Origin of the sequence: Kineococcus gynurae (genome assembly GCF_042433995.1) — a bacterium.
GTDB classification, from domain to species: Bacteria; Actinomycetota; Actinomycetes; order Actinomycetales; family Kineococcaceae; genus Kineococcus; species Kineococcus gynurae.
In genome coordinates, this window is record NZ_JBHLUI010000008.1 from 647696 (window position 1) to 672277 (window position 24582).

The window sequence follows — 24582 nt, forward strand, 5'->3', positions numbered from 1 at the left end:
TCCGCGTGCTGATGCGGATGTCGACCCTGTTCCTGCGGACCCTGCGGGAGGACCCGGTCGAGGCCGAGGTCGCGAGCCACAAGCTGCTCGTCCGGGCCGGCTACATCCGGCGGGCGGCGCCGGGGATCTACACCTGGCTGCCGCTGGGTCTGAAGGTGCTGCGCAAGGTCGAGGACGTCGTCCGCGAGGAGATGGACGCGGCCGGCGCCCAGGAGGTCCACTTCCCGGCGCTGCTGCCGCGCGAGCCGTACGAGGCCACGAACCGCTGGAGCGACTACGGCGACGGCATCTTCAAACTCAAGGACCGCAAGGGGGCCGACTACCTGCTGGCCCCGACCCACGAGGAGATGTTCACCCTCCTGGTCAAGGACCTGTACTCCTCGTACAAGGACCTGCCGCTGTCGATCTACCAGATCCAGACCAAGTACCGCGACGAGGCCCGCCCGCGCGCGGGCATCCTGCGCGGGCGCGAGTTCACCATGAAGGACTCCTACAGCTTCGACGTCGACGACGCCGGGCTGGCGGCGTCCTACGAACTGCACCGCGAGGCCTACATCAAGATCTTCGCCCGCCTCGGGTTGGAGTTCGTCGTCGTCTCGGCGATGTCGGGGGCGATGGGCGGCTCGCGCAGCGAGGAGTTCCTGCACCCCACCGCGATCGGGGAGGACACGTTCGTGCGCTCGCCCGGCGGGTACGCCGCGAACGTCGAGGCGGTCACGACCCTGGCGCCGCCGGCGATCCCCTTCGACGGCCTGCCCGCCGCGCACGTCGAGGACACCCCGGACACGCCGACCATCGACACCCTCGTGACCGTGTCCAACGAGAAGCACCCGCGCCCGGACCGGCCGTGGACCGCCGCCGACACCCTCAAGAACGTCGTCGTCGTCCTCAAGCACCCGGACGGGACCCGCGAACCCTTGGCCGTCGGGGTTCCTGGCGACCGCGAGGTCGACCTGAAACGCCTCGAGGCGGCGCTGTCGCCGGCCGAGGTCGAACCCTTCGAGGCCGCCGACTTCGCCCGGAACCCGGCCCTCGTCAAGGGGTACATCGGCCCCGGCGTCCTGGGTTCGGAGAACGCCAGCGGCATCCGCTACCTCGTCGACCCCCGGGTCGTGGACGGAACCGCGTGGGTGACGGGTGCGGACGCGCCGGGCCGGCACGTCTACGACCTCGTGGCGGGCCGCGACTTCACCCCCGACGGCGTCGTGGAGGCCGCCGAGGTGCGCTCCGGCGACGAGGCCCCCGACGGTTCGGGGCCGCTGGAACTCGCCCGGGGGATCGAGATCGCGCACATCTTCGCGCTGGGGCGCCGTTTCGCGGACGCGCTCGACCTCAAGGTGCTGGATGAGAACGGCAAGCAGGTCGTGGTGACCATGGGGTCCTACGGGATCGGGGTGACCCGGGCGCTGGCCTGCGTCGCCGAGGAGAACCACGACGACAAGGGTCTGGTCTGGCCGCGCGCGCTGGCGCCCTACGACGTGCACGTGGTGGCCACCGGCAAGGACCCGGCGGTCTTCGAGACGGCGGCGCGCCTGGCCGGGGAGCTCGAGGACCTCGGGGTCGAGGTGCTCTACGACGACCGCCCGAAGGTGTCGCCCGGGGTGAAGTTCAAGGACGCCGAGCTCATCGGGGTCCCCACGATCCTCGTCGTCGGCAAGGGCCTGGTCGAGGGGACGGTCGAGCTCAAGGACCGCCGTTCCGGCTCCTCCGAGCAGGTCCCGCTGACCGAGGCGGTCGCGCGGGTCCGGGCCGAGGTCCGGGGCGAGAACGGGTCTCAGGCGTAGGTCGGTCCGCCGGGCACGCCGAAGAACTCCTCCAGGGTCGCCACCCCGGCTCGCGCCAGGCGGGCGGTGAGGTCGCGCCCGACCCAGCGGTGGTGCCAGGACTCGGCCGCGTAGCCGGTCACCGCGGTGAGGCCGGGCGGGTAGCGGAGCAGGAAGCCGAACCCGCCCGCCCGCTCGCCCAGCCACCGGGCCTCGGGGGTGTCGGCGAAGCAGTCCAGCGCCGCGCACTCCGGCGCCTGCCGACTGCCGAAGTCGACGGCGAACCCGGTCTGGTGCTCGCTGAAGCCGGGCCGGGCCGACACCTGTTCGGCCAGTTCGTCGCCGTTGCGGCTGCGCGAACCCGCGTGGACGGTCTGCTGGTCGGCGAACGAGCGGTAACCGCTGGTCAAGACGAGGGAGACGCCGTCGGCCTCGGCCGCGGCGAGCAGCTCCTGCAGGTCGGGGACGACGGCGGCGGCCACGGGCCGGTCCCCGACGGTGACCAGTTCGCGCGGGGCGTGGTCGATGGGGTCGAGGGGGTGCCGCTTGTTCACGACGACCCACGGGCTCGTCGGGTCGGTGAGGGAGTAGCCGCTCTCGGCGAGGGCCTGCTGCCCGGGGGAGGCGACCGCCTCGTCCCGGCCGAGCAGGCGCGAGCCCGCGATCGCGGCGGCCCCGCCCAGCACCACCCCACCCAGCAGTCGGCGTCGGGCCAGGACCGCCTCGCGCGGGTAACGGCGACGTCCGTCGGGGAGCACCTCGGCGGCGAAACGGGACGGCACCGGACCCCCTGCGGTCGACGGGACGACTCTGGTCGAGGTGGGAGTGTGCTCCGCGCTCCGCACGACGTCACCGAGGCGCGCCGGACATGAGCGCAGGGTGAGTACTTCTCGGCGTGTCCGCCGGTGTGTCGGCGTGCGTCCCGGCGGGGCGGGGCCGGGCGGTCAGGCCCGCAGGTCGACCACGATCGCGGCGTGGTCGGAGGGCCAGATCCCGTCCACGGGCTCGGTCCCCACCAGGTGGGCCCCGAGCACCGACCCCTCCCCGCTGAAGGGCGCCAACCCCACGAGCACGTAGTCGATGCGGGCGCTCGGCTGGTGGACGCGGGCCACGAAGGGGTTGCGCCGATTCCAGGTCAGCCCCGGGTCACCGGGTTCGGCGAAGCGCCAGGCGTCCAGCAGCACGAAGTCCCGGACCGGGCCCGGGGTCAGGTACCCGCAGGCGTAGCGGACCTCGTCGGACTCGGGCACGGCGTTGAAGTCCCCGGTCAGCACCGGCGGGTACCCCGGTCGGCGCCCCTCGCCGGCGACCAGGCGCACGACCTCCCCGAGCTGGCGGTGCCGCACGGCGGAGTCGTAGGGGGCGGAGTTCAGGTGCGTGGTCGTGAAGGGCAGCGACCCCGTCGGCAGGTCGACCGTGACCTGGAGCGCTGTGCGCCCCTCGTCGTCCCGGTGCCCGCCACTGAGCCGTTCGATGTGCTTGTCCCGCAACGGGTGACGAGACAGCACGGCGTTGCCGAACTCGATGTCGGCGATCCGGTCGGCCGCGTCGGCGTCCTCCCCGGTCAGCCGCAACCGGTTCTGCCAGCGGTGCGGCGCCGAGGACGCCGAGAACTCCCACCGGTACCCCAGGCGGTCGGCCAACCACCAGGCGAGGTTGTCCTCCGGGTCCGCCGGGTCGGCGAAGCCCCAGACCTCCTGCAGCCCCACGACGTCCGGGTCGGCGTCGCGGATCACGTCGAGGAGGACCTCGCGCCGGGCCCGCCAGTCGCCGAAGCGCCACCAGACGTTCCAGGTCAGGATCCGCACCCGGCCGGCGGCGTCGTTCGCGGTGCTCATCGTCGCGACCATCTCACCCCGCCGCGCCCTCGGCAGCGCCAGGGTCGGCGTCGGGGTCGGCACCGGGGTCGGCACTGGGGTCGGCCCCCGCGACCGACCCGGGGTCCGCCAGACCGGGCAGGGCCTCGATCGGACCGCCGAAGGAGCGCGTCGCCCGGGCGGCCCGCACCAGTCCGCGGACGGCGAGGTCGCGGTCGGCGGGGTGGTCGGCCACCGCGGCGGCGTACACGACGGCCAGTCGCTGCTCGAGCGCGACGGCCTGGGACCGGGCCTGCTCGGCGGTCTGCGCGACCTCCACCGCGTAGGCGGGCGCGGCCCGACGCGGGTCGGCCCCGCGGGCGCCGATCCGGTCGGCCAGGTCGTCGCGGGCGACCCGGTGCAGGGCGAGACCGGCCAGCGCGGCGGCCACCCCCGGCTCGTCCCCGGCCGCGCGGAACCGCCCGGCCAGCAGGCCGTAGGCGTAGCAGGCGGCGTGCTCGGCGGCCAGGAGCTGCTGCAGCGCCCCGGCCGCCCGGGTCGTCGTGGCCACGGGCACGGCCGCGGGCAGGGCGGGGGTCGGACTGCCGAGGGCGGCGGCGAGCTCGTCGGCCTGCAGCAGCCGGGCGGTGAGCAGGGCGGCCAGCAGGCGGGCCAGGGGACCGCTCACCCGGGTCACGGCGGCGAAGGCGTCGTCGACGCCGGCCGCGAGGGCGTCGGCCAGGGCGGTCGCCGGCTCCGGCGCGGGGGTCACGACCGGGTCCGGCGCGTCCGGGTCGGCCCCCAGGGCCTGCAGCTGCGGCGTGGCCACGGCCTGCACCGTCGCGGCGAGGGTCTGCGCCGCGGGTGGGGCCTCCCCCGATCGTCGCGGTGGCACGGTCGCGGAGGCCGGGTCGCCCGACGGCTCGCTCCCGGTCGGTCCGCCGGTCGGCGTGGCGTCGGTCCCGGGCAGGACCGTCGCGGCGACGGCCCGGATCCGCAGGGTGGTGGCGATCTGACCGGTGCGCGCCGTGTCGTCCGGGCCCGGCGTGGCGCTCGGCACGACCGTCCCCGGCTCCCAGCGCAGCCCGCAGCCGGTGAGACCCGCCGCGGCACCGGCACCGATCCCGGCGCCGACGAGCCAGGTCAGGACCCGTCGCCGGCCCGGTCCCGCCGGCCCCGCCGACCCGACCGACCCCCCGGAGCGCACCCGGGCATGCTGCCACGCAGCCCACCCACCCCCGTCCACCCACCCCCGCCACCTCCACCCGTGATCAAGGAATCCCCACCCGTCCCCGGCGCCGCACCCCGCCCGCGGGTGCCGGTGCGGGTGGGCCCGACCGGGGGCCCGGGGAACGAGCGCGGTCACCAGGGAAGCGGTGCGGATGCCCTAGGCTGGTCCGTCGTCGTCGGCGGTCCTCCGGGCCCGCCCGGCGCGTTCCACAACTGCAGGAGAGGAGCCGGTGTGCCGTCGCTGGACGAGGCCGTGACCCAGGTGCTCGAACGACCCGTGCGAGAACGGTCCGGGCTGGTCCTCGAAGCGGTCACCGTCACCACCGCCGGCCGGCGCCGGGTCGTGCGTGTCGTGGTGGACCTGCCCGACCCGCTGGAGAGCGGACCCGCCGGGACCGACGGGCACGACGAGGTCGACCTCGACGCCGTGGCCCGCGCCTCCGAGGCGGTCTCGGAGGCCCTCGACGCCTCCGACGTGCTGGGTGAGGCGCCCTACACGCTCGAGGTCTCCTCGCCCGGGGTCGACCGCCCGCTGACCGCCGCCCGGCACTGGCGTCGGGCGCGCACCCGTCTGGTCCGGGCCGTCCTGGCCGACGGTTCCAGCCTGCTCGGTCGCGTCGTCGAGGTCGACGGGGACGGGACCGAGGGGGGCGTGCTGCTGCACCTGGAACCCCAGATGGTCAAGGGCCGCCCGCCGCGGGCCAAGGACGTCGGAGCCCCGCGCCGGTTGACGTGGGCAGAGCTGGTCCGGGGTGAGGTCCAGGTCGAGTTCCGCCGCGCGGACGGCCCGGACGGGACCGACGAGCCGGACGACGACGACCTGGACGACGACGACCTGGACGACCCGGACGAGCTCGACGAGGGCGACGAGCCGGACGACGAGCCGAGAACCGACGAGCACGACGAGCAGGACGAGGACGCGCAGTGAACATCGACATGGCCGCGCTGCGGATGCTGGAGCGCGAGAAGGAGATCTCCTTCGAGGCGCTGGTCCGCGCGATCGAGCAGGCCCTGCTCATCGCCTACCACCACACCGACGGCTCCTGGAAGGACGCCCGCGTCGAGCTGGACCGCTCCAGCGGCGAGGTCAGCGTGCTGGCCAAGGAGCGCAACGAGGACGGCACGTTCTCGCCGGAGTTCGACGACACCCCCTCGGGGTTCGGCCGGATCGCCGCGACCACCGCCCGCCAGGTGATCCTGCAGCGGTTGCGCGACGCCGCCGACCAGCAGGTGCTGGGCGAGTACGCGGGCTCCGAGGGCGAGATCATCTCCGGGGTCGTCCAGCAGGGCCGCGACCCGCGCCTCGTCCAGGTCGACCTCGGGACGCTCGAGGGCGTCCTGCCCCTGCAGGAGCAGGTGCCGGGGGAGAAGTACGAGCACGGCACCCGGCTGCGCTGCTTCGTGGTCTCGGTCAAGCAGGGGCCCAAGGGGCCGCAGGTGCTGCTGTCGCGCTCGCACCCGATGCTGGTGCGCAAGCTCTTCGCGCTCGAGGTCCCCGAGATCGCCGACGGCAGCGTCGAGATCACCGCGCTGTCCCGCGAGGCCGGGCACCGGTCCAAGATGGCGGTCCGGGCCAAGGTGGGCGGGCTCAACGCCAAGGGCGCCTGCATCGGCCCGATGGGGCAGCGTGTGCGGGCGGTCATGGCCGAGCTGCGCGGGGAGAAGATCGACATCGTCGACCACAGCGACGACCCGGCCACCTTCGTCGGCAACGCGCTGTCGCCGGCCCGGGTCAGCTCCGTCACCGTCGTCGACGAGGCGGCTCGCGCCGCGCGCGTGGTCGTGCCCGACTACCAGCTGTCGCTGGCGATCGGCAAGGAGGGGCAGAACGCCCGGCTGGCGGCCAAGCTGACCGGCTGGCGCATCGACATCCGCCCCGACACCGAGACGCCGGCGGACCCCGCCTGACGTCCCGCCGGACCCCGGCCGCACCGGTCGGCGCACCCCGCCCCCGCCCCCCGGCGCGACGGGTCCGGGGCCCCCCGGGGGCGGCGCGCCCGAGCGCGGGGCGGCGCTACACTCGGGCCATCGTTACACTTGACGCGTCCGGTCCCTCCGACCGGCGATCCCGTACGCGCGGCCGGTCCCAGGGCCCCCAGGGGGCTTCCCGGGAAGCCGAGCGCACCTGCGTGGGTTGTCGGGACAAGGCTCCCCGGGCGTCGTTGTTGAGGGTCGTCTCCGCGGCCGACGGTGTCAGTGTCGTCGCGGATGCACGGTCCCGGCTTCCCGGCAGAGGCGCGTGGCTGCACCACCGCAGCGCGTGCCTGGACCTGGCCGAACGGAGACGGGCTTTCGCCCGGGCCCTCCGCCTGGCCGGTCCGGTCGATTCGTCCCCGGTGCGCAGGCACCTGGACGCGCACGTCCACACCAGTGGAGAAACCACCACCGATGAGAGCGGGTCGAGCAGCTGATGAGCACCCGATGAGTTCTCCCGCATGAGTACCCCCGACTGACGACGGTCCCGGCCTGTGAGGTGGCCCGGACCGAGACAGGAGAGAAGTGGCAAAGGTCCGGGTCTACGAGCTCGCCAAGGAGTTCGGAGTCGAGAGCAAGGTCGTTCTGGCCACGCTCAAGGAGATGGGTGAGTTCGTCCGTTCGGCGAGCTCGACCGTCGAGCCGCCGGTCATCCGGCGGTTGAAGGACAAGTTCCCCAACGGTGGTGGGGCGCCCGGTGGCGCTCGCCCCGCGCCGTCCGCACCGTCGGCCAAGCCGGGTCCCCGGCTGCCCGCGGGTGCCCGTCCCGGCCCCGCCGCGCCGTCCGCGCCCAGCGCCCCGCCCGCCCCGGCCCAGCCCGCGGCGAGCGAGACGCCCGCCTTCCAGGCGCCGGCCCGTCCCGCCGCCTCGGCGGGTGCTCCGGCCTCGCCGGCTGCCCCGGGTGGCGCCCCGTCGTCCGACGCCCAGCGTCCCGCGCCGGCCGCCCGTCCGAGCACCCCGCCCACCGGCACCGCCGGTGGTCGTCCTGCGGCGCGTCCCGGTGGTCCGGTGCGTCCGGGTGCCCCGGGTCGTCCCGGCACCCCAGGTCCGGCCGGTCCCTCCTCCGGCGCCCCCGCCGGTCCGGGCGCCCGTCGCCCCGGCCCCGGTGAGCGTCCGGTCCGTGACGGTGGTCCCCGCGACGGTGGCCCCCGCGAGGGCGGTCCCCGCGACGGCGGCCGTTCCGAGCGTCCGGGTGCCCCCGGCGCCCGTCCCGGCACCGCCGGCCCCGGTCGTCCCGGCGCCGGTGCGCCCGGTCGTCCCGGTGCGGGTGCCCCGCGCCCGGGCAACAACCCCTTCGCGTCCAACCAGGGCATGCCGCGTCCGGCCGACCGCGGTGAGCGCGGCCCCGGCGCCGGTCCGGGTGGCGCGCGTCCGGGTGCTCCGGCCGGTCCCGGTGGACCGCGTCCGGGCAACAACCCCTTCGCCGCGAACCAGGGCATGCCCCGCCCGCAGGGTGGCAACCGTGGGCCGGCCGGCCCCGGCGGGCCCCGTCCGGGTGGTCCCCGGCCGAACCCGGGCATGATGCCCGCGCGCCCGACCGTGGGTCGTCCCGGTGCCGGTGCCGGCCGTCCGGGTGCGCCCGGTCGCGGTCGTCCCGGGGCCGGCGGCGGCTTCGGCGCCGGTCGTCCCGGTGGCGGCGGCGGTGCGCCCGGTGGCGGCGGCGGCTTCGGCGGCGGTCGTCCGGGTGGTCCCGGGCGCGGCGGTCGCGGTGGTACGCAGGGTGCGTTCGGCCGCGCCGGTGGCCGCCCGGTCAAGGGTCGCAAGTCCAAGCGCGCGAAGCGCCAGGAGTACGAGGCGATGCAGGCCCCCTCGGTCGGCGGCGTCTCCGTCCGGCGCGGGGACGGCTCGACCGTCGTCCGCATCCGGCGCGGCGCGTCCGTCAGCGACTTCGCCGAGCGGATCGACGCCGACCCCGCGGCGCTGGTGACGATCCTCTTCCACCTGGGCGAGATGGTCACCGCGACCGCCTCCCTGGACGAGGACACGTTCCAGGTGCTCGGCGAGGAGCTCGGCTACGTCATCGAGGTCGTCTCGCCCGAGGACGAGGAGCGCGAGCTGCTCGCGGGCTTCTCCATCGACCTCGACGCCGAGCTCGAGGCCGAGGGCGACGAGGTGCTGGAGGCCCGTCCTCCGGTCGTCACCGTCATGGGTCACGTCGACCACGGGAAGACCAAGCTGCTCGACGCCATCCGTTCCTCCGACGTGGTCGCGAAGGAGGCCGGTGGAATCACCCAGCACATCGGCGCCTACCAGGTCACCAAGGAGCACGAGGGCATCGAGCGGCCGATCACCTTCATCGACACCCCGGGTCACGAGGCCTTCACGGCCATGCGTGCCCGAGGCGCGAAGGTGACCGACATCGCGATCCTCGTGGTCGCGGCCGACGACGGCGTGATGCCCCAGACCATCGAGGCGTTGAACCACGCCCAGGCGGCGGACGTGCCGATCGTGGTCGCGGTCAACAAGGTCGACAAGGAGGGGGCGAACCCGGCGAAGGTCCGCCAGCAGCTCACCGAGTACAACCTGGTGGCCGAGGAGTACGGCGGCGAGACGATGTTCGTCGACGTCTCCGCCAAGCAGGGGATGGGCCTGGACGACCTCCTCGAGGCCGTCCTGCTCACCGCCGACGCGGCGCTGGACCTGCGGGCCAACCCCGACAAGGACGCTCGCGGCATCGCGATCGAGGCCAACCTCGACAAGGGCCGCGGCCCCGTCGCCACCGTGCTCGTCCAGTCCGGGACCCTGCGCGTCGGGGACGCGATCGTCGCCGGCACCGGCTACGGCCGCGTGCGGGCCATGCTCGACGAGTACGGCGAGACGATCACCGAGGCGACCCCGTCGCGTCCGGTCCAGGTCCTGGGTCTGACGTCCGTCCCGGGCGCCGGGGACACCTTCCTGGCCGCTCCGGACGACCGCACCGCGCGGCAGATCGCCGAGAAGCGCGACGCCGCCGAGCGCAGCGCCGCCCTGGCGAAGTCGCGCAAGAAGATCTCCCTGGAGGACTTCACCAAGGCGCTGCAGCAGGGCAAGGTCGAGACCCTCAACCTCATCCTCAAGGGTGACGTGGCGGGTTCGGTCGAGGCCCTCGAGGACGCCCTGCTGAAGATCGACGTCGGTGAGGAGGTCCAGATCCGGGTCATCGACCGCGGGGTCGGGGCCATCACGAAGAACAACGTGAACCTCGCCGTGGCCTCCAGCGCGATCATCGTCGGGTTCAACGTCCGGCCCGAGGGTCAGACGCGGGATTACGCCGAGCGCGAGGGCGTCGACGTGCGGTTCTACTCGGTCATCTACCAGGCGATCGAGGACGTCGAGAGCGCCATGAAGGGGATGCTGAAGCCGGAGTTCGAGGAGGTCCAGCTCGGGACCGCCGAGATCCGGGAGATCTTCCGCTCCTCCAAGTTCGGCAACATCGCGGGCTGCCTCGTGCGGTCCGGCGAGATCCGGCGCAACTCCCGGGCGCGCGTGCTGCGCAACGGGGTCGTGCACGGGAACAACCTCGCCATCGACTCGCTGCGCCGGTTCAAGGACGACGCGACCGAGGTCCGCGAAGGGTACGAGTGCGGTATCGGCCTGGGGTCGTACAACGACATCCAGATCGACGACGTCATCGAGACCTACGAGATGCGCGAGAAGCCGCGCAACTGACCGCGGCGGCCCCGGCCGCTGCCCGAGCAAGTCGCCTGGGCGGGAACCCCTCCGGGGGTTCCCGCCCGGCGCACCTCACGCCATGTTCTGCGCCACGCTCACGTTCGACCTGCTCCTCGGCGACGTCCACTCGCTGAAGGGCAAACGCGGCATCGTCCGCCCGGTGCTCGCCGAGCTCCGACGCCACACCGAGGTCGCGGCCGCGGAGACGGGGTCGCTCGACCTGCACCGCCGTGCCGAGATCGCGGTGGCCTGCGTGGCGCCGGACCCGGCCCGGTGCACCGACGTGCTCGACCGGTGCGAGCGGCTCGTCGCCGCTCATCCGGAGTTCCAGATCCTCTCCGTCCGGAGGCAGAGCCTGTCCTCCGACGACTGATCCCGACTGCTTCCAGGAGTTCTCCCGTGGTGGACCAGACCCGCGCCCGCAAGCTCGCCGACCGCATCAAGGTCGTGGTCGCCGAGGCGCTGGAGAAGCGCATCAAGGACCCGCGTCTCGGGTTCGTCACCATCACCGACGCCCGGGTGACCGGCGACCTCCAGCACGCCACCCTCTACTACACGGTCTTCGGTTCCGAGGAGGAGAAGCAGGCCAGCGCCGCCGCCCTGACCTCGGCCACCGGCATCCTGCGGGCCGAGGTCGGCAAGCGGACCGGTGTCCGGTTGACCCCGACGCTGACCTTCGTCTCCGACGAGATCCCCGAGACCGCGACCCACATCGAGGACCTGCTCCGGGTCGCGGCCGAGGCCGACGCCCGGGTCGCCGCCCTCGCCGTGGGCGCGACCCCGGCCGGTGAGGCCGACCCCTACCGCAAGCCCGTCGAGCACGACGAGTTCGAGGACGAGCTCGACGACGAGGACGACGAGCTCGACGACGCCGACCCGGCCACCCCCCGGGCCTGAGCCCGCCCGCGCCACAATGGCCGGGTGAGTCCGAACCCGCTGGCCGACCCCGTCACCACCGCCGTGGGCGGCTTCTCGCTGTTCTTCGTCGCCGTCGTGGTGGGGATGGCGCTGCTGGGGCTGGCCTTCGTCGCCGGCGGCGTGGTGCTGCTGGTCCGCTCGCGCCGCCGGGCCCGGGAGCTGGCCGGGTGGAGCCGGACGGGCGTCACCACGCGCGGCGAGGTCGTCGACAACCGGATGCGGTCGGGGGCCAACGGGTCGCTGACCTTCTCCCCGGTCGTCCGGTTCGAGGCCGACGGACGGGCGCACACGGTGGTCGGGGAGCAGACCTCGCTCCACTCGTTCGTGGCGGGACAGCCGGCGACGGTCGTCTACTCCCCGGCCGAACCCGCCCGCGCGGGTGTCGTGGTCGAGGGCGTCGGGTGGTGGGGCACCGCCCGGGGCGGGACCGCCGTCGCGGCCTGGATCCTCATCGGGGGTGGCGTGGTCTTCCTCGTCGGCCTCGCCGTCGTCGCGACGGGTTCCCTGGCCGTCCTCTCGCTGTTCTGACCCGACCCGCACCACCCCGCAACGCCCTGGAGGGACCCCGTGGCCACCGTCTGGCTGCTCGCCGCCGAGACCATGCCCAAGCCCGAGGCCGACGCGGGCCTGCTCGCCGCGGCGCTCGCCGCGCGCGGGGCCACCGTGCGCGAGGTGGCGTGGACCGGACCCGCGTCGCCCCCGGCCGAGGACTGGGCGGTCGCCGACCTCGTGGTCGTCCGCACCCCCTGGGACTACGTCGCCGCCCCGGAGCGCTTCCTGGCCCGGCTGGGGGAGATCGCCGCCCGCACCACCGTCCTGAACGACCCCGCGCTCGTGGCCTGGAACGCCCACAAGCGCTACCTCCTCGACCTGGCCGCGGCCGGGGTCGCGCTGCCGGCGACGGCCGTCGTCGCCCGCGGGGCCGGGGCGTCCGAGCGGTCAGCCGCCGTGGCCGGGCTCGCCGGACGAGGGGTGCGCGAGGTGGTCGTGAAACCGGCGACCGGGGTGGGGGGCCACGGGGCGCTGCGTCGCCGGCTGGACGACGTGGAACCGGACCTGGCCGCCGCCTCCCGCACGCAGGACGTGCTGCTGCAGGAGTTCGAGCCGCGCGTGCTGAGCGAGGGGGAGGTGTCCCTGGTCCTGGTCGACGGCGAGGTCGCCCAGGCCGTGCGGAAATCGCCGGCCGCGGGGGAGTTCCGGGTCCACGACCACTTCGGGGGCCGGGTCGAGCTCGTCGAACCGACCGCGGCGCAACGACTCCTGGCCACCCGCGTCCTGGACGCCCTGCCTGCGGCCGGGGGGGTCCCGGGGACCCCGCCGCTCTACGCCCGCGTCGACCTCCTGGGCGCGGAGGACCCCGTCCTGGTCGAGGTCGAACTCATCGAACCCGAACTGTTCCTGCGCTGCAGCGAGGCCGTCACCGCGCGGCTGGCGGACGCCGTGCTGGCCCGTCTCGTCCCCGCGGGGGTCGCCCGATGAGCGAACGACCCCACGTCGGCGACGGCATCCTCGTGGTCGACAAACCTGCGGGGTGGACCTCGCACGACGTCGTGGGGCGCTGCCGGCGGCTGCTCGGGACCCGGCGGGTCGGCCACGCCGGGACGCTGGACCCGGCCGCCACCGGGGTCCTCGTCCTCGGCGCGAACCGGGGGACCAAGTTCCTCACCCACCTTGTCGCCCACGACAAGGCCTACACCGCGACCGTCCGGCTGGGGGTCGCGACGATCACCGACGACGCCGAGGGCGACCCCGTGGGCGAGGTGGTGCCCGCGACGCACCTGGGCGACGAGGCCCTGGCCGCCGCGGTCGCCGGGCTCACCGGGACGATCCAGCAGGTCCCGAGCTCGGTCAGCGCCATCAAGGTCGACGGGCGTCGCTCCTACGCCCGGGTGCGCGGCGGGGAAGACGTCGAGCTGCCCGCCCGCCCGGTCACCGTCGCGGAGTTCACCGTCCTGGACCGGCGGGCGTCCGGGCCCCACCTCGACCTGGACGTCGCCGTCACCGTCTCCAGCGGCACCTACGTCCGGGCGCTGGCCCGGGACCTGGGCCGCGCGCTCGGGGTGGGCGGGCACCTGACGGCGTTGCGCCGCACCCGGTCCGGGCCGTTCACCCTGGCCGAGTCCCGCACCCTGGAGGCGGTCGAGGCCGATCCCGCCGTGCAGCCCCTGGCCGACGTCGCCCGACGGTTGTTCCCGGCGCGCGAGGTCGACGCGGCCCAGGCCGACCGTCTCTCCCACGGCGGCGTCCTGGCGGCGACGGGGCACCCGGGGACGGTGGCCGCGTTCGGACCGGAGGGGGTCCTGGTGGCCCTGCTCGAGGACGGCTCCCGCGGTGCGCGGCCCGTCCTCGTGCTCACCCCGGCCTGACCCCCGTCGCGCTTCACAGGGAACGCCTGGGTGGGGCACCGGTCCTGCTGGGTCGGCGCACCGATGGTGGTCACGTCGAGCAGGACCGCAGACGGAGGACACCATGAGCACGGACATCAGCACCCCCGGACCCGACGAGGAGTCGAGCGCGTCGGTGCCCACCTACGAGGGGCGCGTGCTGCCCCGACCGGAGGAGGACGTCGAGGACCAGGGCCTGCGCTTCGACATCGGCACGATCCTGGGTCGCCGGCGCATGCTGTCGCTGCTCGGGCTGGGCGGGGTGGGCGCGCTCGCCGCCTGCGGCAGCAGCAGCAGCAGCACCGGGTCGACGACCGCGACCACCACGACGACCACGTCGACGGGTGAGATCCCCGAGGAGACGATGGGCCCCTACCCGGGTGACGGCAGCAACGGTCCCGACGTGCTCGAGGAGTCCGGCGTCGTCCGCTCCGACATCCGGTCGAGCTTCGGGACCTCGACCACCGTCGCCGAAGGGGTCCCGATGACGTTGCGGCTGACCGTCACCGACATGGTGAACGCGCAACCCTTCGCGGGCGTCGCCGTCTACGTCTGGCACTGCGACCGCGACGGGGCCTACTCGATGTACGGCGAGGGCATCGAGGACGAGAACTACCTGCGCGGCGTCCAGATCGCCGACGCCGACGGGGTCGTGGAGTTCACCTCCATCTACCCGGCCTGCTACTCCGGTCGCTGGCCGCACGTCCACTTCGAGGTCTACCCGGACGAGGCGAGCATCACCGACACCGCGAACCTGCTGGCCACGTCGCAGGTGGCGCTGCCCGAGGCCGCATCGGCCGCCGTCTACGCGAGCACCGGGTACGAGACGTCGGTCGCCAACCTGGCCCAGGTGTCCTTGGACTCCGACAACGTGTTCGGTGACGACGGTGGAGCCACCCAGCTGGGGACGGCCACCGGGAACGTCTCCGACGGGTACGTGGTGAGCCTCGGCGTCAACATCGACACGACCACCGAACCCGGGACGGTGGCGGGCAGCAACGGCGGTGGCCCCGGAGGAGCGATGCCGTCCGGGTCGATGCCGTCCGGGTCGATGCCGTCCGGGTCGATGCCGTCCGGCACCCCGCCGGAGGGTGGCCCGGGCGGGGAGCCTCCGACCTCCTGACCCCTCGGTCGCAACCCGGTTGCCCCGCCGCTGAGGTGCGGTCGAGGATGCGGGGATGAGCGTCGACACCGGGGACCGCCGTGAACTCGTCTACCACGTGGCGGTGAGCCTGGACGGTTTCATCGCCGCCCCGGACGGGGACTACTCGGCCTTCCCCGTGGAGGGGGACCACCTGGCGGCCCTGCTGGCGGAGTTCACCGACACCATCCCGAGCCACGTCCAGTCCGCGCTCGGACTCGTCGCCGACCGCTCCCGGTTCGACACCGTGCTGATGGGCTGGAACACCTACACCCCGGCACTGCGGGCCGGCATCGTGAGCCCCTACGCCCACCTGCGCCAGATCGTCGTGGGTTCCCCCGGCCGCGAGGTCGGCCCCGACGTCGAACTCGTCCAGGACCCGGTGGCGACCGTGCGCGAGCTGAAGGCCGGGTCGGGGGCGTCGGTCTACCTGGCCGGGGGCGGGCACCTCGCCGGTTCGTTGCTGGACGAGATCGACCGGGTCCACCTCAAGGTGAACCCGGTCGTCCTCGGTGACGGGATCCCGTTGTTCGGCCGCGCCGGCTACCGACCCCGCCCCTTCGACACCGTCGGGCGGCGCGACTTCACCTCCGGGGTGTCGTTCGTGGAGCTCGTGCCCCGGCGCTGAGCCGGGCTCAACCGGCCAGCAGCTCCTTCAGGTGCCCGTCCAGGGCGTCCAGGTAGGTCTGCTCGAACCCGAACAGGCCGAAGTGCCCGGCGATGCTCGGCAGCACCCGCAGCTCGGCGCCCGGGGTCAGGGCGGCTTCGGCGGCGCAGTCGCGCGGCGGGAAGAACATGTCCTCGTCGATGGGCAGGACGAACGTCCGGGCGGTGACGCGTCCGAGCGCCGCCGCCAGGTCACCGTCGGTGTTCCGGGCGACGTCGCCGCGCTGCCACTTCCACCCCATGGTCAGCAGGGCGTCGGGGTCCATGGCGGTGAAGACGGCCTCCATGAAGTTCGTCTGGAAGTCCGCCATCGACGTGAACCGGTACTCGCCCATCGTGATGCCGCGCCAGAACTCCGTCTTCCAGAACTCCGTCGAGAGCCCCAGTACCGCCCAGATGCCGGCGTGCCGACGCAACCCGGCCGCGACCTCGGTGTGGGAGGAGTACTCCCCACCGGCCCACCCGGGGTCGGAGGTGATGGCATCCATGAGGGCCTGGGTGAACAGGAAGTCGTGCGGGGTGTTCTGCGCCGTCCCGGCGATCGGGGCCGCCCGCAGCACCTTGTCGGGGAACCGGACGGCCCACTCCCACGTCTGCTGCGCCCCCATCGAACCGCCGACGACCAGCTGCAGGGTCTCGATGCCGAACACCTCCCGCAGCAGCCGCTCCTGGGCGATCACGTCGTCGGAGATGCGCACCTTGGGGAAGCGCGACATCGCGATCTCGTCGGGGGCGGTGTGCGGGGAGGTCGAGAGACCGTTGCCGATCTGGTTCACCACCACGATGAAGTACCGGTCGGGGTCGAGGGCCCGGCCCGGTCCGATGTAGACCTGCTCCCAGGTCTGGTGCGTCCCGGAGAACCAGGTCGGGACGAGGATGGCGTTGTCCTTGGCGGGGGAGAGTTCGCCGTAGGTGGCCACGGCGAGCTGCAGGTCCTCGATCACCCCGCCCTCCTCCAGCTCGAAGCGCCCCAGGGAGTGCAGGTCGTAGGCCCCCTGAACCTCGGGGGTGTAGAAGTCGTTGGGCAGCAACGGTGGTGCTCCTCGTCGTCGAGGTGGTCCGGCAGAACGGGTCGCGCCGGGTGGCGGACTGCTGGGCAGCCTGCCACCCGGCGCGGCGGGAGGGAAGATCAGGCGTCGACGAGTTCACCGCGCGCGGCGGTCGCGCCCGAGCGGGAGCGGTCGAGGATCTTCTCGCGCTTGGCCACGATGGCCGGGACCAGGGCCTGGCCGGTGACGTTCACCGCGGTGCGGCCCATGTCGAGGATCGGGTCGATGGCCAGCAGGAGACCGACCCCGGCGAGCGGCAGCCCCAGCGTCGAGAGGGTCAGGGTCAGCATGACCGTGGCCCCGGTCAGCCCGGCGGTGGCCGCCGAACCCACGACGGACACGAACGCGATGAGCACGTAGTCGAGGACGGAGAGGTCGACCCCGAAGAACCCGGCGACGAAGATCGCGGCCAGCGCCGGGTAGATCGCGGCGCACCCGTCCATCTTCGTGGTCGCGCCGAGCGGCACCGCGAACGACGCGTAGGAGCGAGGGACGCCCAGGTCCTCGGTGACCCGCTGGGTCACCGGCAGGGTGCCGATGGACGAGCGGGAGACGAAGGCCAACGACGTGGCCGGCCACACGGTGGCGAAGAAGGCGCGCACACCGAGCCCGTGCACCTTGAGCAGGATCGGGTAGAGCACGAAGATCACCAGGGCCAGGCCGACGTAGACGTCGATCACGAACACCCCGAGCGGTGCGAGGGCGTTCCAGCCGTAGGAGGCGACGGCGGTGCCGAGGAGCCCGACGGTCCCGATCGGGGCCAGCCGGATGACCCACCACAGGACGGTCTGGACGATGCTCAGCCCGGAACGGGCGACGGACAGGAACGGCTCGGCCTTGTCACCCACCTTGAGCGCGGCCACCCCGATCGCGATCGCGACGACCAGCAGCTGCAGCACGTTGAAGGACAGCGAGGTCGACAGGGCACCGCTGTCACCGGTGGAGGTGCGGGCCTGGAGCCCCACGATGTTCACCGGGACCAGGCCCTGCAGGAAGTCCAGCCAGGAACCGGTGCTGCCGGAGTAGTCCTCGGTGGGGGCGGCGACGTCCGCCCGGGCGCCCGGGTTCGTGATGAGGCCGATCGTGATGCCGATGCCCACCGAGATCAGGGCGGTGATGGCGAACCACAGCAGGGTGCGCCAGGCCAGCCGGGCGGCGTCCGTGACCTGCCGGAGGTTGGCGATGGAGGTGATGATCGCCAGCAGGATGAGCGGCGGGACCAGGGTCTTGAGCAGGGTGACGAATGTCGAGCCGATGGTGTCGAGCGTGGTGGTCAACCAGTTCGGGTCGGTCTCGGTCCCGCCCATCGAACGGGCGAGCGCGCCGAGGGCGACGCCGAGGACGAGACCGATGAGGACCTGGGCGCCGAAGGGGATGCGGCGCAGGGGGTTGCGGGACGCGCGGACAGGCGCGTCGGAGGTGGTGGACATGCTGGCTCCGGGGAGGGTGAACGGGACGGACGGACGGCGACGTCCGTCGCTACTGCGCGCTCGCGGTCCGCAGCAGGTCGACGAACCTTCGCTGCGTCAGGTGCGCTCCCCGGTTCCCGTTCATGTCACCCAAGCCAAGCACAGATTCCGACCGCCTATTCCCTCCCCCACCCCCACCCCACCCAGCCCAGCCAGTCGAACCCTGCCGTGATCAAGGAAGGAGTGATCAGCTGCCTCACCCGTCACGTGACGGGTGAGGCGGTTGATCACTCCTTCCTTGATCACGGAGGGGTTTGCGGTGGGGTGGGGAGGGGGCGGAGGGATCAGAAGAGCGTGTAACCCCCGTCGGTGACGATCACGGCACCGGTCGAGAAGCTGGAGGCGTCCGAGGCGAGGTAGACGACGCTCGCCGCGATCTCCTCCGGGGTCGAGTAGCGCTGCATGGGCGCGTCGTCGATCCACATCCGGCGGAACTCCGGCTTGTCCACGGGGGCCATCTCGGTCTTGACGTACCCCGGGGCGAGAGCGTTGACGCGGATCCCCAGCGGGGCCCACTCGGCGGCCAGGGACTTCGTGAGCTGGTGCACCGCAGCCTTGGAGGCGTTGTAGGCCGGCTGCTGCTGCGGACGGTTCACGATCTGCGCGCTGATCGAACCGATGTTCACGATGTTGCCGCCGCCGTGGTCGGCCATCCAGCGGGCGGCGACGACGCTGGGCAGCCAGACGCCCTTGACGTTGGTGGTCAGGACGTCGTCGAACTCCTCGTCGGTCACCTCGAGGGCCGGGCGGTGCACGCAGGTGCCGGCGTTGTTGACGAGGACGTCGAGCCGCCCGAACTCCGACGTGATGCGCTCGATCGCGGCCTCGACCTCGGGACGGGAGGTGACGTCCAGGCGCAGGCCCAGCGTCCGGCGTCCGGTGGCGGCGGCCAGGGCCTCGGCCTCGGCGGCGGACTTGTCGCCGTCACGGGCGCCGATCACCACGTCGGCCCCGGCCTCGGCCAGGGCGCGGGCGAACGCCTGGCCCAGACCGCGGTAGCCACCGGTGACGAGGGCGACCTTGCCGGTCAGGTCGAAACGGTCCAGCACGGGCATGGGAGAACCTCTCAGCAGGGGGTCGGGGCTCAGGCGGCCGGGTTGACGACGACGACGGCCTTCATGCTCAACGGGTCGGAGTCGGCGTTGAGGGCCTCCTCGACCTGCTCCAGCGGGTAGCGCGCGGTGACCATGTCGTCCAGGTGGACGGCGCCGGAGGTCTCCAGCTCGATGCCGCGCGGCCAGGTGTCGATGTAGCGGAACACGCCGGTCAGGGTGATCTCGCGGGTCGCGATGAGCTGCACCGGGATCGGCATCTCCTCCGCGCCCAGGCCGACGAGGACGACGGCCCCGCCGCCGCGGGTGGAGGCGATGCCGGACAGCACCGCCGGGGTCGCCCCGGAGCAGTCGACGAACGTGTCGACCCGGAGGGCCGCGATCTCGTCCTTGTCCTGCACCGGGTGCAGCGCCCGGGTCGCGCCGAAGGAGGTGATGCGCTCGCGGCGGGAGTCGACGAAGTCGGTGACGACGATGTCGGTGGCCCCGCAGGCGCGCACGGCCTGGGCGACCATCGCCCCGATCGGGCCGGCGCCGGCGATCAGCACCTGGTCACCCGGGCCGACGTTGCCCTTGTGCGCGGCCCAGAGCCCGACGGAGAGGGGTTCCAGCAGTGCGGCCGACTCGTCGGACATGGAGTCCGGCACCGCGAACGCCTGGTCGGCGGGGGCGGTCACGTAGTCGCAGAACGTCCCGTCGAAGGGCGGCGTCGCGTAGAACTCCATGAACGGGCACAGGTTGGAGCGGCCGGCCTTGCACTGCCGGCAGCGACGGCAGGGCACCTGGGGGTCGAGGGCGACGCGTTCGCCGACCCGGTCCTCCTCGACGCCGGGGCCCACCGCGACGATCGTCCCGGAGACCTCGTGGCCGAGGACCAGCGGTGCGGTCACGACCATGTCGCCGATGCGGCCGTGCTTGTAGTAGTGGACGTCGGAACCGCAGACGCCGACCGAGCCGACGCGGACGAGGACCTCGCCCGGGCCGGCGGTCGGGACCGGGCGTTCCTGCATCTCGATGCGACCCGCTTCGAGCAGGACCGAGGCCCGCATCGTGGAGGGGATGGTGGTGGAGGTCATGGGACTCGACGGCTCCTTCGCCGGGGGAGGACAGGCAGCCTCACCTTCCCGACCCGGTTGCGCACTCGTCAATGCTTCTGCTCACATGAGCACATGGAACGTCTGACCCTGGGCCCGGAGGAGGCGACGGAACTCGCCGCCATCGCCCGGCGCCACTACGTCGACGGGGTCTCCCGGGTGGAGATCGCCAAGGAACGGGGACTGAGCCGGTTCAAGGTCGGTCGGCTGCTGCAGACCGCGCACGAGGCGGGCATCGTGCGCATCGAGATCCGCACCCCCGGCGACATCGACGTGGCGCTCTCGGAGTCGTTGCGCCAGGCCTTCGGGCTGCGCCGGGCGCTGGTGGTCCGGACCGCCGACCCCGACCGCGTGCGCGAACCGCTCGGGCAGGTCTGCGCGGAACTCCTGCGGGAGATCGTCACCAGCGAGGACGTCCTCGGTTTCGACTGCGGGCGAACGCTTCGCGCCATGACCGGGCACCTGCGCGGACTGGCCGGCTGCGACGTCGTCCAACTCACCGGCATGGGCGGGGAACTCGGTGAGACGGCCGGGGACATCGCCCGCGTCGTCGGCGAGGTGAACGGCGGGCGCGTGTTCCCGATCTACGCCCCGCTCGTCGTGCCCGACGCCCGCACCGCCCAGGTGCTCCGTTCCCAGCGCACGATCAAGTCCACGACCTCGGCCTGGCAGCGGGTGACCATCGCCGTCGTCGCGATCGGGGCCTGGTCGCGGGAACTCTCGCAGACCCCCGCGCTCATCGGCCCGGCCGAGACCGCCCGGCTGGCCCGCGCCGGGGTGGTGGGGGAGACCGCCGCCCTGCTCATGGACGCCGACGGTCGGCGCATCCCCGCGTTGGACGACCGCCGCATCGCCATCGCCGAGAGGGACCTGCGCGCGGTCCCCGACCGGATCGGCGTGGCGGGCGGCACGGGCAAGGCGGAGGCCATCCGGTCCATGCTGCGCTCGGGGTTGCTGACGTCGCTGGTCACCGACGAGCACGTGGCCCGTCGCCTGGTCGAGAGCTGAGCCGGGTCCGCCGGTCGGCTCTCACCCTTCCCGGCGCCAGCGCGCGACGACGTACCCGTCGTCGACGCCGGCGGGGTCCCCGGCCCAGGTCGACCACCGGTCCTCGGTGCGCAGCCCCGCCACCCGGCAGGCGTCCTCGACGGCGGCCCAGGGCAGCGGCGGGCAACCCTCGGGCAGGTGCTCCTGGCCGAGCCCGAACCCGGCCAGCAGCACCCCGCCCGGGCGCAGCACCGCGGCCACCCCCTGCGCCGCGGCCACCAACGACCCGGGTTCCAGGAGCGGGACGACGTTGCCGGCCAGCAGGACCAGGTCGACCGGGCCCCCGATCGCGGCGGGACGCAGGCCGGCCAGGTCGGCGGCGTGGAACTCCACGCCGGGACAGCGGGCCCGGGCCTCCTCGACCATGGTCGCGTCCACGTCGCAGCCGACGACGTCGTAACCCCACCCGGCCAGGCGCACGCTGACCCGGCCGGTCCCGCACCCCGCGTCCAGCACCCGCGCCGGGGGTGGCAGCAGCCGTCGGACCAGTCGGGCCTCCCCGTCGAGGTCCTCGCCCTCGGCCGCGAGCTCGTCGAAGCGGGCGGCGTAGCCCCGCGCGTAGTCGGTGCCGTAGCGGTCGCGGGCGACCCGGGCCCAGAGGCGGGACGGTGCGGAGCTGCTGGTGATGACGCCCTCCCGACGGCGGACCCGTGGCGTCCGGGGACCTCCCGGACCGTGCGCCCTAGTGTGCACCGGGACACCGGTGCCCGGCCGGTGCCGGGACCGACGGCGGAACCGACGGAGGGACGAGGGCAGATGACCGGGGATCGGCGTCCGACGGCACCCCGTCCGCCCCGCTCGCCCGCCGACCGGGCGGCGGTGCAACGGCGGACGCTGACGGTCGTGGTCGTCGCCCAGATGCTCGGTGGGGCCGGGCTCGCGGCCGGCGTGACCGTGGGGGCGCTGCTGGCCCAGGACATGCTGGGCGGGGACGCCCTGGCCGGGCTGCCGGTCGCGCTGACCACGGCGGGCTCGGCCTCCGCGGCCTACGCCGTCGGGCGGCTCAGCCAACGGCGCGGTCGTCGGGTCGGCCTCGCGGCGGGGTTCGGCGTGGGGGCGCTCGGGGCCCTCGGCATCGTCGTCGCGGCGGTGCTCGACTCGCCGGTGCTGCTCTTCGCCGCGTTGTTCGTCTACGGCTCCGGCACCGCCACCAACCTGCAGGCCCGTTACGCCGGAACGGATCTGGCCACGCCCGAGCGCCGGGGGACGGCCGTCTCCACCGCCCTCGTGGCCACGACCGTCGGGGCCGTCGCCGGGCCGTTGTCGGTGGACGAGCTGGGGTCGGCCGCGGCGGCGGCCGGACTGCCGGCCCTGGCCGGTCCGTTCGCGCTGGCGGCGCTGGCGTTCGGGGCGGCCGCGGTGGTCGTCACCCTGCTCCTGCGCCCCGACCCCCTGCTGCTGGCCCGGGCCGAGGGCGACGACGGCCTCCGTGCCGGCCCGAGGGTCGGCCCGCGGGTCGGCGGCGGGTTCGCCGACCTCGGCCCCCGGGCCCGCGCGGGCGTCGTCACCGGCGCCGCGGTCATGGTCGTCACCCAGGTTGCCATGGTCGCGATCATGACGATGACGCCCGTCCACCTGCGCCCGCACCACGGGCTGGGCGACATCGGCCTGGTCATCGCCCTGCACATCACGGCGATGTTCCTGCCCTCCCTGGTCACCGGGCGGTTGGTCGACCGGCTCGGGCGCGACGTGATGGCGCTCGCGGGCGCGGCCGTGCTGCTCGCCGCCGGTCTGGTCGCGGCCCTCGCCCCCGCGGAGTCGCTCGGCCTGCTCGTCCTCGCGCTCGTCCTGCTCGGGCTGGGCTGGAACATCGGCCTCATCAGCGGCACGACGATGCTGGTCGACGCCACCGACCTGACGACGCGGGCGCGGGTCCAGGGCGGGGTGGACGTCCTCATCGCGGTCTCCGGGTCCGGTGCGGGCGTCCTGTCGGGGTTCGTGGTGGCCGGCAGCAGCTTCTTCACGCTGTCGCTGGTCGGGGGCGCCTCGTCGCTGCTGCTGCTGCCGTTCCTGCTCCACCACCGACGGGTGCGGCTCGCCTGAGGTCACCGGCCTCCCGCAGCAGCGCGCGGCCGGAGACCAGGTGGGTGACGCCGGCGCCGTGCAGGAGCGCGGAGTGCCCGCGCCCGACGCCCCCGTCGGCCCCGAGGGGGAGCCCGTGCAACCCGGCGGCGCCCGCCACCCGCGCGGGGTCCAGCGGTTCGGTGCTCCCCGGGGTGATGAGCATGAGCAGGAACCCGTCCACCGTCCACGGCCGCGGCGGGGGGTCCCGGTCGACCTCGGCCCAGCAGGCGGCTCCCGCCGCGCGCACGAGCGCCTCGGCGGGGTGCCCGGCACGGCAGAGCCTCGCGGGCAGGACGACACGCTGCGGGCGGGCCCGGAGCAGGGCGGGGAGCTCGGGCACCACCTCCGCGTCGCCGCGGTGCGGCGCGATGACGTGGACCTCGATCCGGGCCCGGGGGAGGTCGCGGCGCACCTGCTTCAGCTGGGCCGGGTCGACACCCGTGTGGGTCCCACCCGGACCGAGGATGACGTCGACGTGGACCCACCAGCCGGCGGCGTGCAGCTCCCGGGCCGCCCGCGCCCGCAGCGAGGGGGGAAGGGCGTAGAGGCTGCCCGCCCGGGTGGCGCCGGCGGGCCCGTCCGCCCAGCCGTCGAGGTCGAGCAGCGGCGCGTCGAGCGCCGTCACGGGCGCGGGCGGGCGGTCCCGACGACCCCGGCCGGGTGGCCCCGCACCACGTCGTCGGCGCTGAACCGGCGCAGGTGCTTGAGCACGGCGGTCACCGCGTCTCCCCAGGCGGCGTGGACCAGGGTCGACCCCGTGGCGACCAGGCCGTCGAGGTCGGCGTCGGCGGGCTCGGTGCGCAACGTCACCACCGAGGCCGCGGCCGCCGCGAACGGCGAGCCCGGCTCCTCGGTGACCGCGACGACGTGGACGCCGCGGCCCACCAGCAGCGCGGTCAGGTCGGTGAGCTCGGTGGAGCGTCCGCCCTTGGAGAAGGCGATGACCAGGTCGTCGCGGGTGACCGCGCCCGAGCGCCCGTGCAGCGCGTCGGCGGCCGACAGGGCGAACGCGGGGGTGCCGCAGACGCTCAGCAGGTGCGCGAACCGTTCGGCGACGATGCCCGAGGTCCCCGACCCGGTGACCACGACCTTGCCGCGCGTGGTGAGGATCTGCTCCACCAGGACCGCGAAGGTCTCGTCCAGCTGGTCGGCCAACCCGGCCACCGCGGTGGCCTGCCGGCGCACCTGGGTGCACCCGGCGGCGATGATCTCCGCCCGGTCCATCGGCGGCTCCTTGTCGTCCGTGCCGTCGTTCCCCCACCGGGTGGCGGGGGAGGGGACGGG

24 protein-coding genes are annotated in these 24582 nt (G+C 74.1%); 14 read left to right on the forward strand and 10 right to left on the reverse strand.

Annotation, left to right across the window (positions count from 1 at the left end):
- The first annotated feature begins 5 nt into the window (after positions 1-5).
- Positions 6-1784, forward strand: coding sequence for a proline--tRNA ligase (locus ACFFKU_RS09420; protein WP_380137416.1), 1779 nt, complete (start codon positions 6-8; stop codon positions 1782-1784).
- Here ACFFKU_RS09420 and ACFFKU_RS09425 read toward each other — a convergent pair.
- The 3 genes from ACFFKU_RS09425 to ACFFKU_RS09435 all read right to left on the reverse strand — a co-directional run bounded on the left by ACFFKU_RS09425 (position 1775) and on the right by ACFFKU_RS09435 (position 4766).
- Entirely contained in the window at positions 1775-2545 is a 771-nt protein-coding gene (locus ACFFKU_RS09425) for a M15 family metallopeptidase (RefSeq protein ID WP_380137417.1), read from the reverse strand. The genes ACFFKU_RS09420 and ACFFKU_RS09425 overlap by 10 nt on opposite strands.
- 162 nt (positions 2546-2707) lie before the next feature.
- Entirely contained in the window at positions 2708-3601 is an 894-nt protein-coding gene (locus ACFFKU_RS09430) for an endonuclease/exonuclease/phosphatase family protein (protein ID WP_380137419.1), read from the reverse strand.
- A gap of 13 nt (positions 3602-3614) precedes the next feature.
- Positions 3615-4766 carry a DUF4439 domain-containing protein gene (locus ACFFKU_RS09435; RefSeq protein ID WP_380137420.1) on the reverse strand — a complete coding sequence of 384 codons (1152 nt, stop codon included), beginning with the start codon at positions 4764-4766 and terminating at the stop codon, positions 3615-3617.
- Between the two features lie 255 nt (positions 4767-5021).
- Here ACFFKU_RS09435 and ACFFKU_RS09440 point away from each other — a divergent pair, with 255 nt between their 5' ends.
- The 11 genes from ACFFKU_RS09440 (at position 5022) to ACFFKU_RS09490 (ending at position 15485) form a co-directional block, all read left to right on the forward strand.
- Positions 5022-5717 carry an LSm family protein gene (locus ACFFKU_RS09440; RefSeq protein WP_380137422.1) on the forward strand — a complete coding sequence of 232 codons (696 nt, stop codon included), beginning with the start codon at positions 5022-5024 and terminating at the stop codon, positions 5715-5717.
- Positions 5714-6697: a transcription termination factor NusA gene (gene nusA / locus ACFFKU_RS09445; protein ID WP_380137424.1), complete on the forward strand. Its 984-nt coding sequence runs from the start codon at positions 5714-5716 to the stop codon at positions 6695-6697. The genes ACFFKU_RS09440 and nusA overlap by 4 nt, the downstream gene beginning before the upstream one ends.
- Before the next feature lie 221 nt (positions 6698-6918).
- A complete protein-coding gene (locus ACFFKU_RS09450) occupies positions 6919-7200 on the forward strand; it encodes a YlxR family protein (protein WP_380137426.1) in 282 nt (93 codons plus the stop codon).
- An 88-nt stretch (positions 7201-7288) separates the two neighbouring features.
- The gene (gene infB / locus ACFFKU_RS09455) at positions 7289-10411 is read left to right on the forward strand and encodes a translation initiation factor IF-2 (RefSeq protein WP_380137428.1); all 3123 of its coding nucleotides are present in this window, start codon (positions 7289-7291) and stop codon (positions 10409-10411) included.
- Between the two features lie 82 nt (positions 10412-10493).
- The gene (locus ACFFKU_RS09460; protein ID WP_380137430.1) at positions 10494-10787 is read left to right on the forward strand and encodes a DUF503 domain-containing protein; all 294 of its coding nucleotides are present in this window, start codon (positions 10494-10496) and stop codon (positions 10785-10787) included.
- Positions 10788-10813: 26 nt separating this feature from the next.
- Positions 10814-11311 carry a 30S ribosome-binding factor RbfA gene (gene rbfA / locus ACFFKU_RS09465; protein ID WP_380137432.1) on the forward strand — a complete coding sequence of 166 codons (498 nt, stop codon included), beginning with the start codon at positions 10814-10816 and terminating at the stop codon, positions 11309-11311.
- A 24-nt stretch (positions 11312-11335) separates the two neighbouring features.
- On the forward strand, positions 11336-11860 hold the full coding sequence (locus tag ACFFKU_RS09470) for a DUF3592 domain-containing protein (RefSeq protein WP_380137434.1): 525 nt from the start codon (positions 11336-11338) through the stop codon (positions 11858-11860).
- Positions 11861-11899: 39 nt separating this feature from the next.
- The gene (locus ACFFKU_RS09475; RefSeq protein WP_380137435.1) at positions 11900-12811 is read left to right on the forward strand and encodes an ATP-grasp domain-containing protein; all 912 of its coding nucleotides are present in this window, start codon (positions 11900-11902) and stop codon (positions 12809-12811) included.
- Positions 12808-13698: a tRNA pseudouridine(55) synthase TruB gene (gene truB / locus ACFFKU_RS09480; protein WP_380137436.1), complete on the forward strand. Its 891-nt coding sequence runs from the start codon at positions 12808-12810 to the stop codon at positions 13696-13698. The genes ACFFKU_RS09475 and truB overlap by 4 nt, the downstream gene beginning before the upstream one ends.
- Before the next feature lie 103 nt (positions 13699-13801).
- Positions 13802-14839, forward strand: coding sequence for an intradiol ring-cleavage dioxygenase (locus tag ACFFKU_RS09485; RefSeq protein WP_380137437.1), 1038 nt, complete (start codon positions 13802-13804; stop codon positions 14837-14839).
- Positions 14840-14894: 55 nt separating this feature from the next.
- Complete coding sequence (locus ACFFKU_RS09490) at positions 14895-15485, forward strand: dihydrofolate reductase family protein (RefSeq protein WP_380137439.1); 591 nt, start codon at positions 14895-14897, stop codon at positions 15483-15485.
- Positions 15486-15492: 7 nt separating this feature from the next.
- Here ACFFKU_RS09490 and ACFFKU_RS09495 read toward each other — a convergent pair whose 3' ends face one another.
- The 4 genes from ACFFKU_RS09495 to ACFFKU_RS09510 form a co-directional block, all read right to left on the reverse strand.
- Positions 15493-16554, reverse strand: coding sequence for an alpha/beta fold hydrolase (locus ACFFKU_RS09495; RefSeq protein ID WP_380137441.1), 1062 nt, complete (start codon positions 16552-16554; stop codon positions 15493-15495).
- Positions 16555-16652: 98 nt separating this feature from the next.
- The gene (locus tag ACFFKU_RS09500; protein WP_380137443.1) at positions 16653-18002 is read right to left on the reverse strand and encodes a dicarboxylate/amino acid:cation symporter; all 1350 of its coding nucleotides are present in this window, start codon (positions 18000-18002) and stop codon (positions 16653-16655) included.
- A 323-nt stretch (positions 18003-18325) separates the two neighbouring features.
- Positions 18326-19096, reverse strand: coding sequence for an SDR family NAD(P)-dependent oxidoreductase (locus tag ACFFKU_RS09505; protein WP_380137445.1), 771 nt, complete (start codon positions 19094-19096; stop codon positions 18326-18328).
- A gap of 29 nt (positions 19097-19125) precedes the next feature.
- Positions 19126-20169 carry an NAD(P)-dependent alcohol dehydrogenase gene (locus ACFFKU_RS09510; protein WP_380137447.1) on the reverse strand — a complete coding sequence of 348 codons (1044 nt, stop codon included), beginning with the start codon at positions 20167-20169 and terminating at the stop codon, positions 19126-19128.
- Between the two features lie 93 nt (positions 20170-20262).
- Here ACFFKU_RS09510 and ACFFKU_RS09515 point away from each other — a divergent pair, with 93 nt between their 5' ends.
- Positions 20263-21195, forward strand: coding sequence for a sugar-binding transcriptional regulator (locus ACFFKU_RS09515; RefSeq protein WP_380137448.1), 933 nt, complete (start codon positions 20263-20265; stop codon positions 21193-21195).
- Positions 21196-21216: 21 nt separating this feature from the next.
- Here the strand turns inward: ACFFKU_RS09515 and ACFFKU_RS09520 are convergent, their stop codons facing one another.
- Entirely contained in the window at positions 21217-21927 is a 711-nt protein-coding gene (locus ACFFKU_RS09520; RefSeq protein WP_380137449.1) for a class I SAM-dependent DNA methyltransferase, read from the reverse strand.
- A gap of 63 nt (positions 21928-21990) precedes the next feature.
- Here ACFFKU_RS09520 and ACFFKU_RS09525 point away from each other — a divergent pair, with 63 nt between their 5' ends.
- On the forward strand, positions 21991-23277 hold the full coding sequence (locus ACFFKU_RS09525) for an MFS transporter (RefSeq protein ID WP_380137450.1): 1287 nt from the start codon (positions 21991-21993) through the stop codon (positions 23275-23277).
- On the opposite strand, the gene ACFFKU_RS09530 is transcribed toward ACFFKU_RS09525, so the two are convergent.
- Together ACFFKU_RS09530 and ACFFKU_RS09535 are read right to left on the reverse strand one after the other, a co-directional pair.
- Complete coding sequence (locus ACFFKU_RS09530; protein ID WP_380137452.1) at positions 23195-23923, reverse strand: beta/alpha barrel domain-containing protein; 729 nt, start codon at positions 23921-23923, stop codon at positions 23195-23197. The genes ACFFKU_RS09525 and ACFFKU_RS09530 overlap by 83 nt on opposite strands.
- Positions 23920-24522, reverse strand: coding sequence for an SIS domain-containing protein (locus ACFFKU_RS09535; RefSeq protein WP_380137453.1), 603 nt, complete (start codon positions 24520-24522; stop codon positions 23920-23922). Before ACFFKU_RS09535 ends, ACFFKU_RS09530 begins: the two co-directional genes overlap by 4 nt.
- Between the last annotated feature and the right edge of the window lie 60 nt (positions 24523-24582).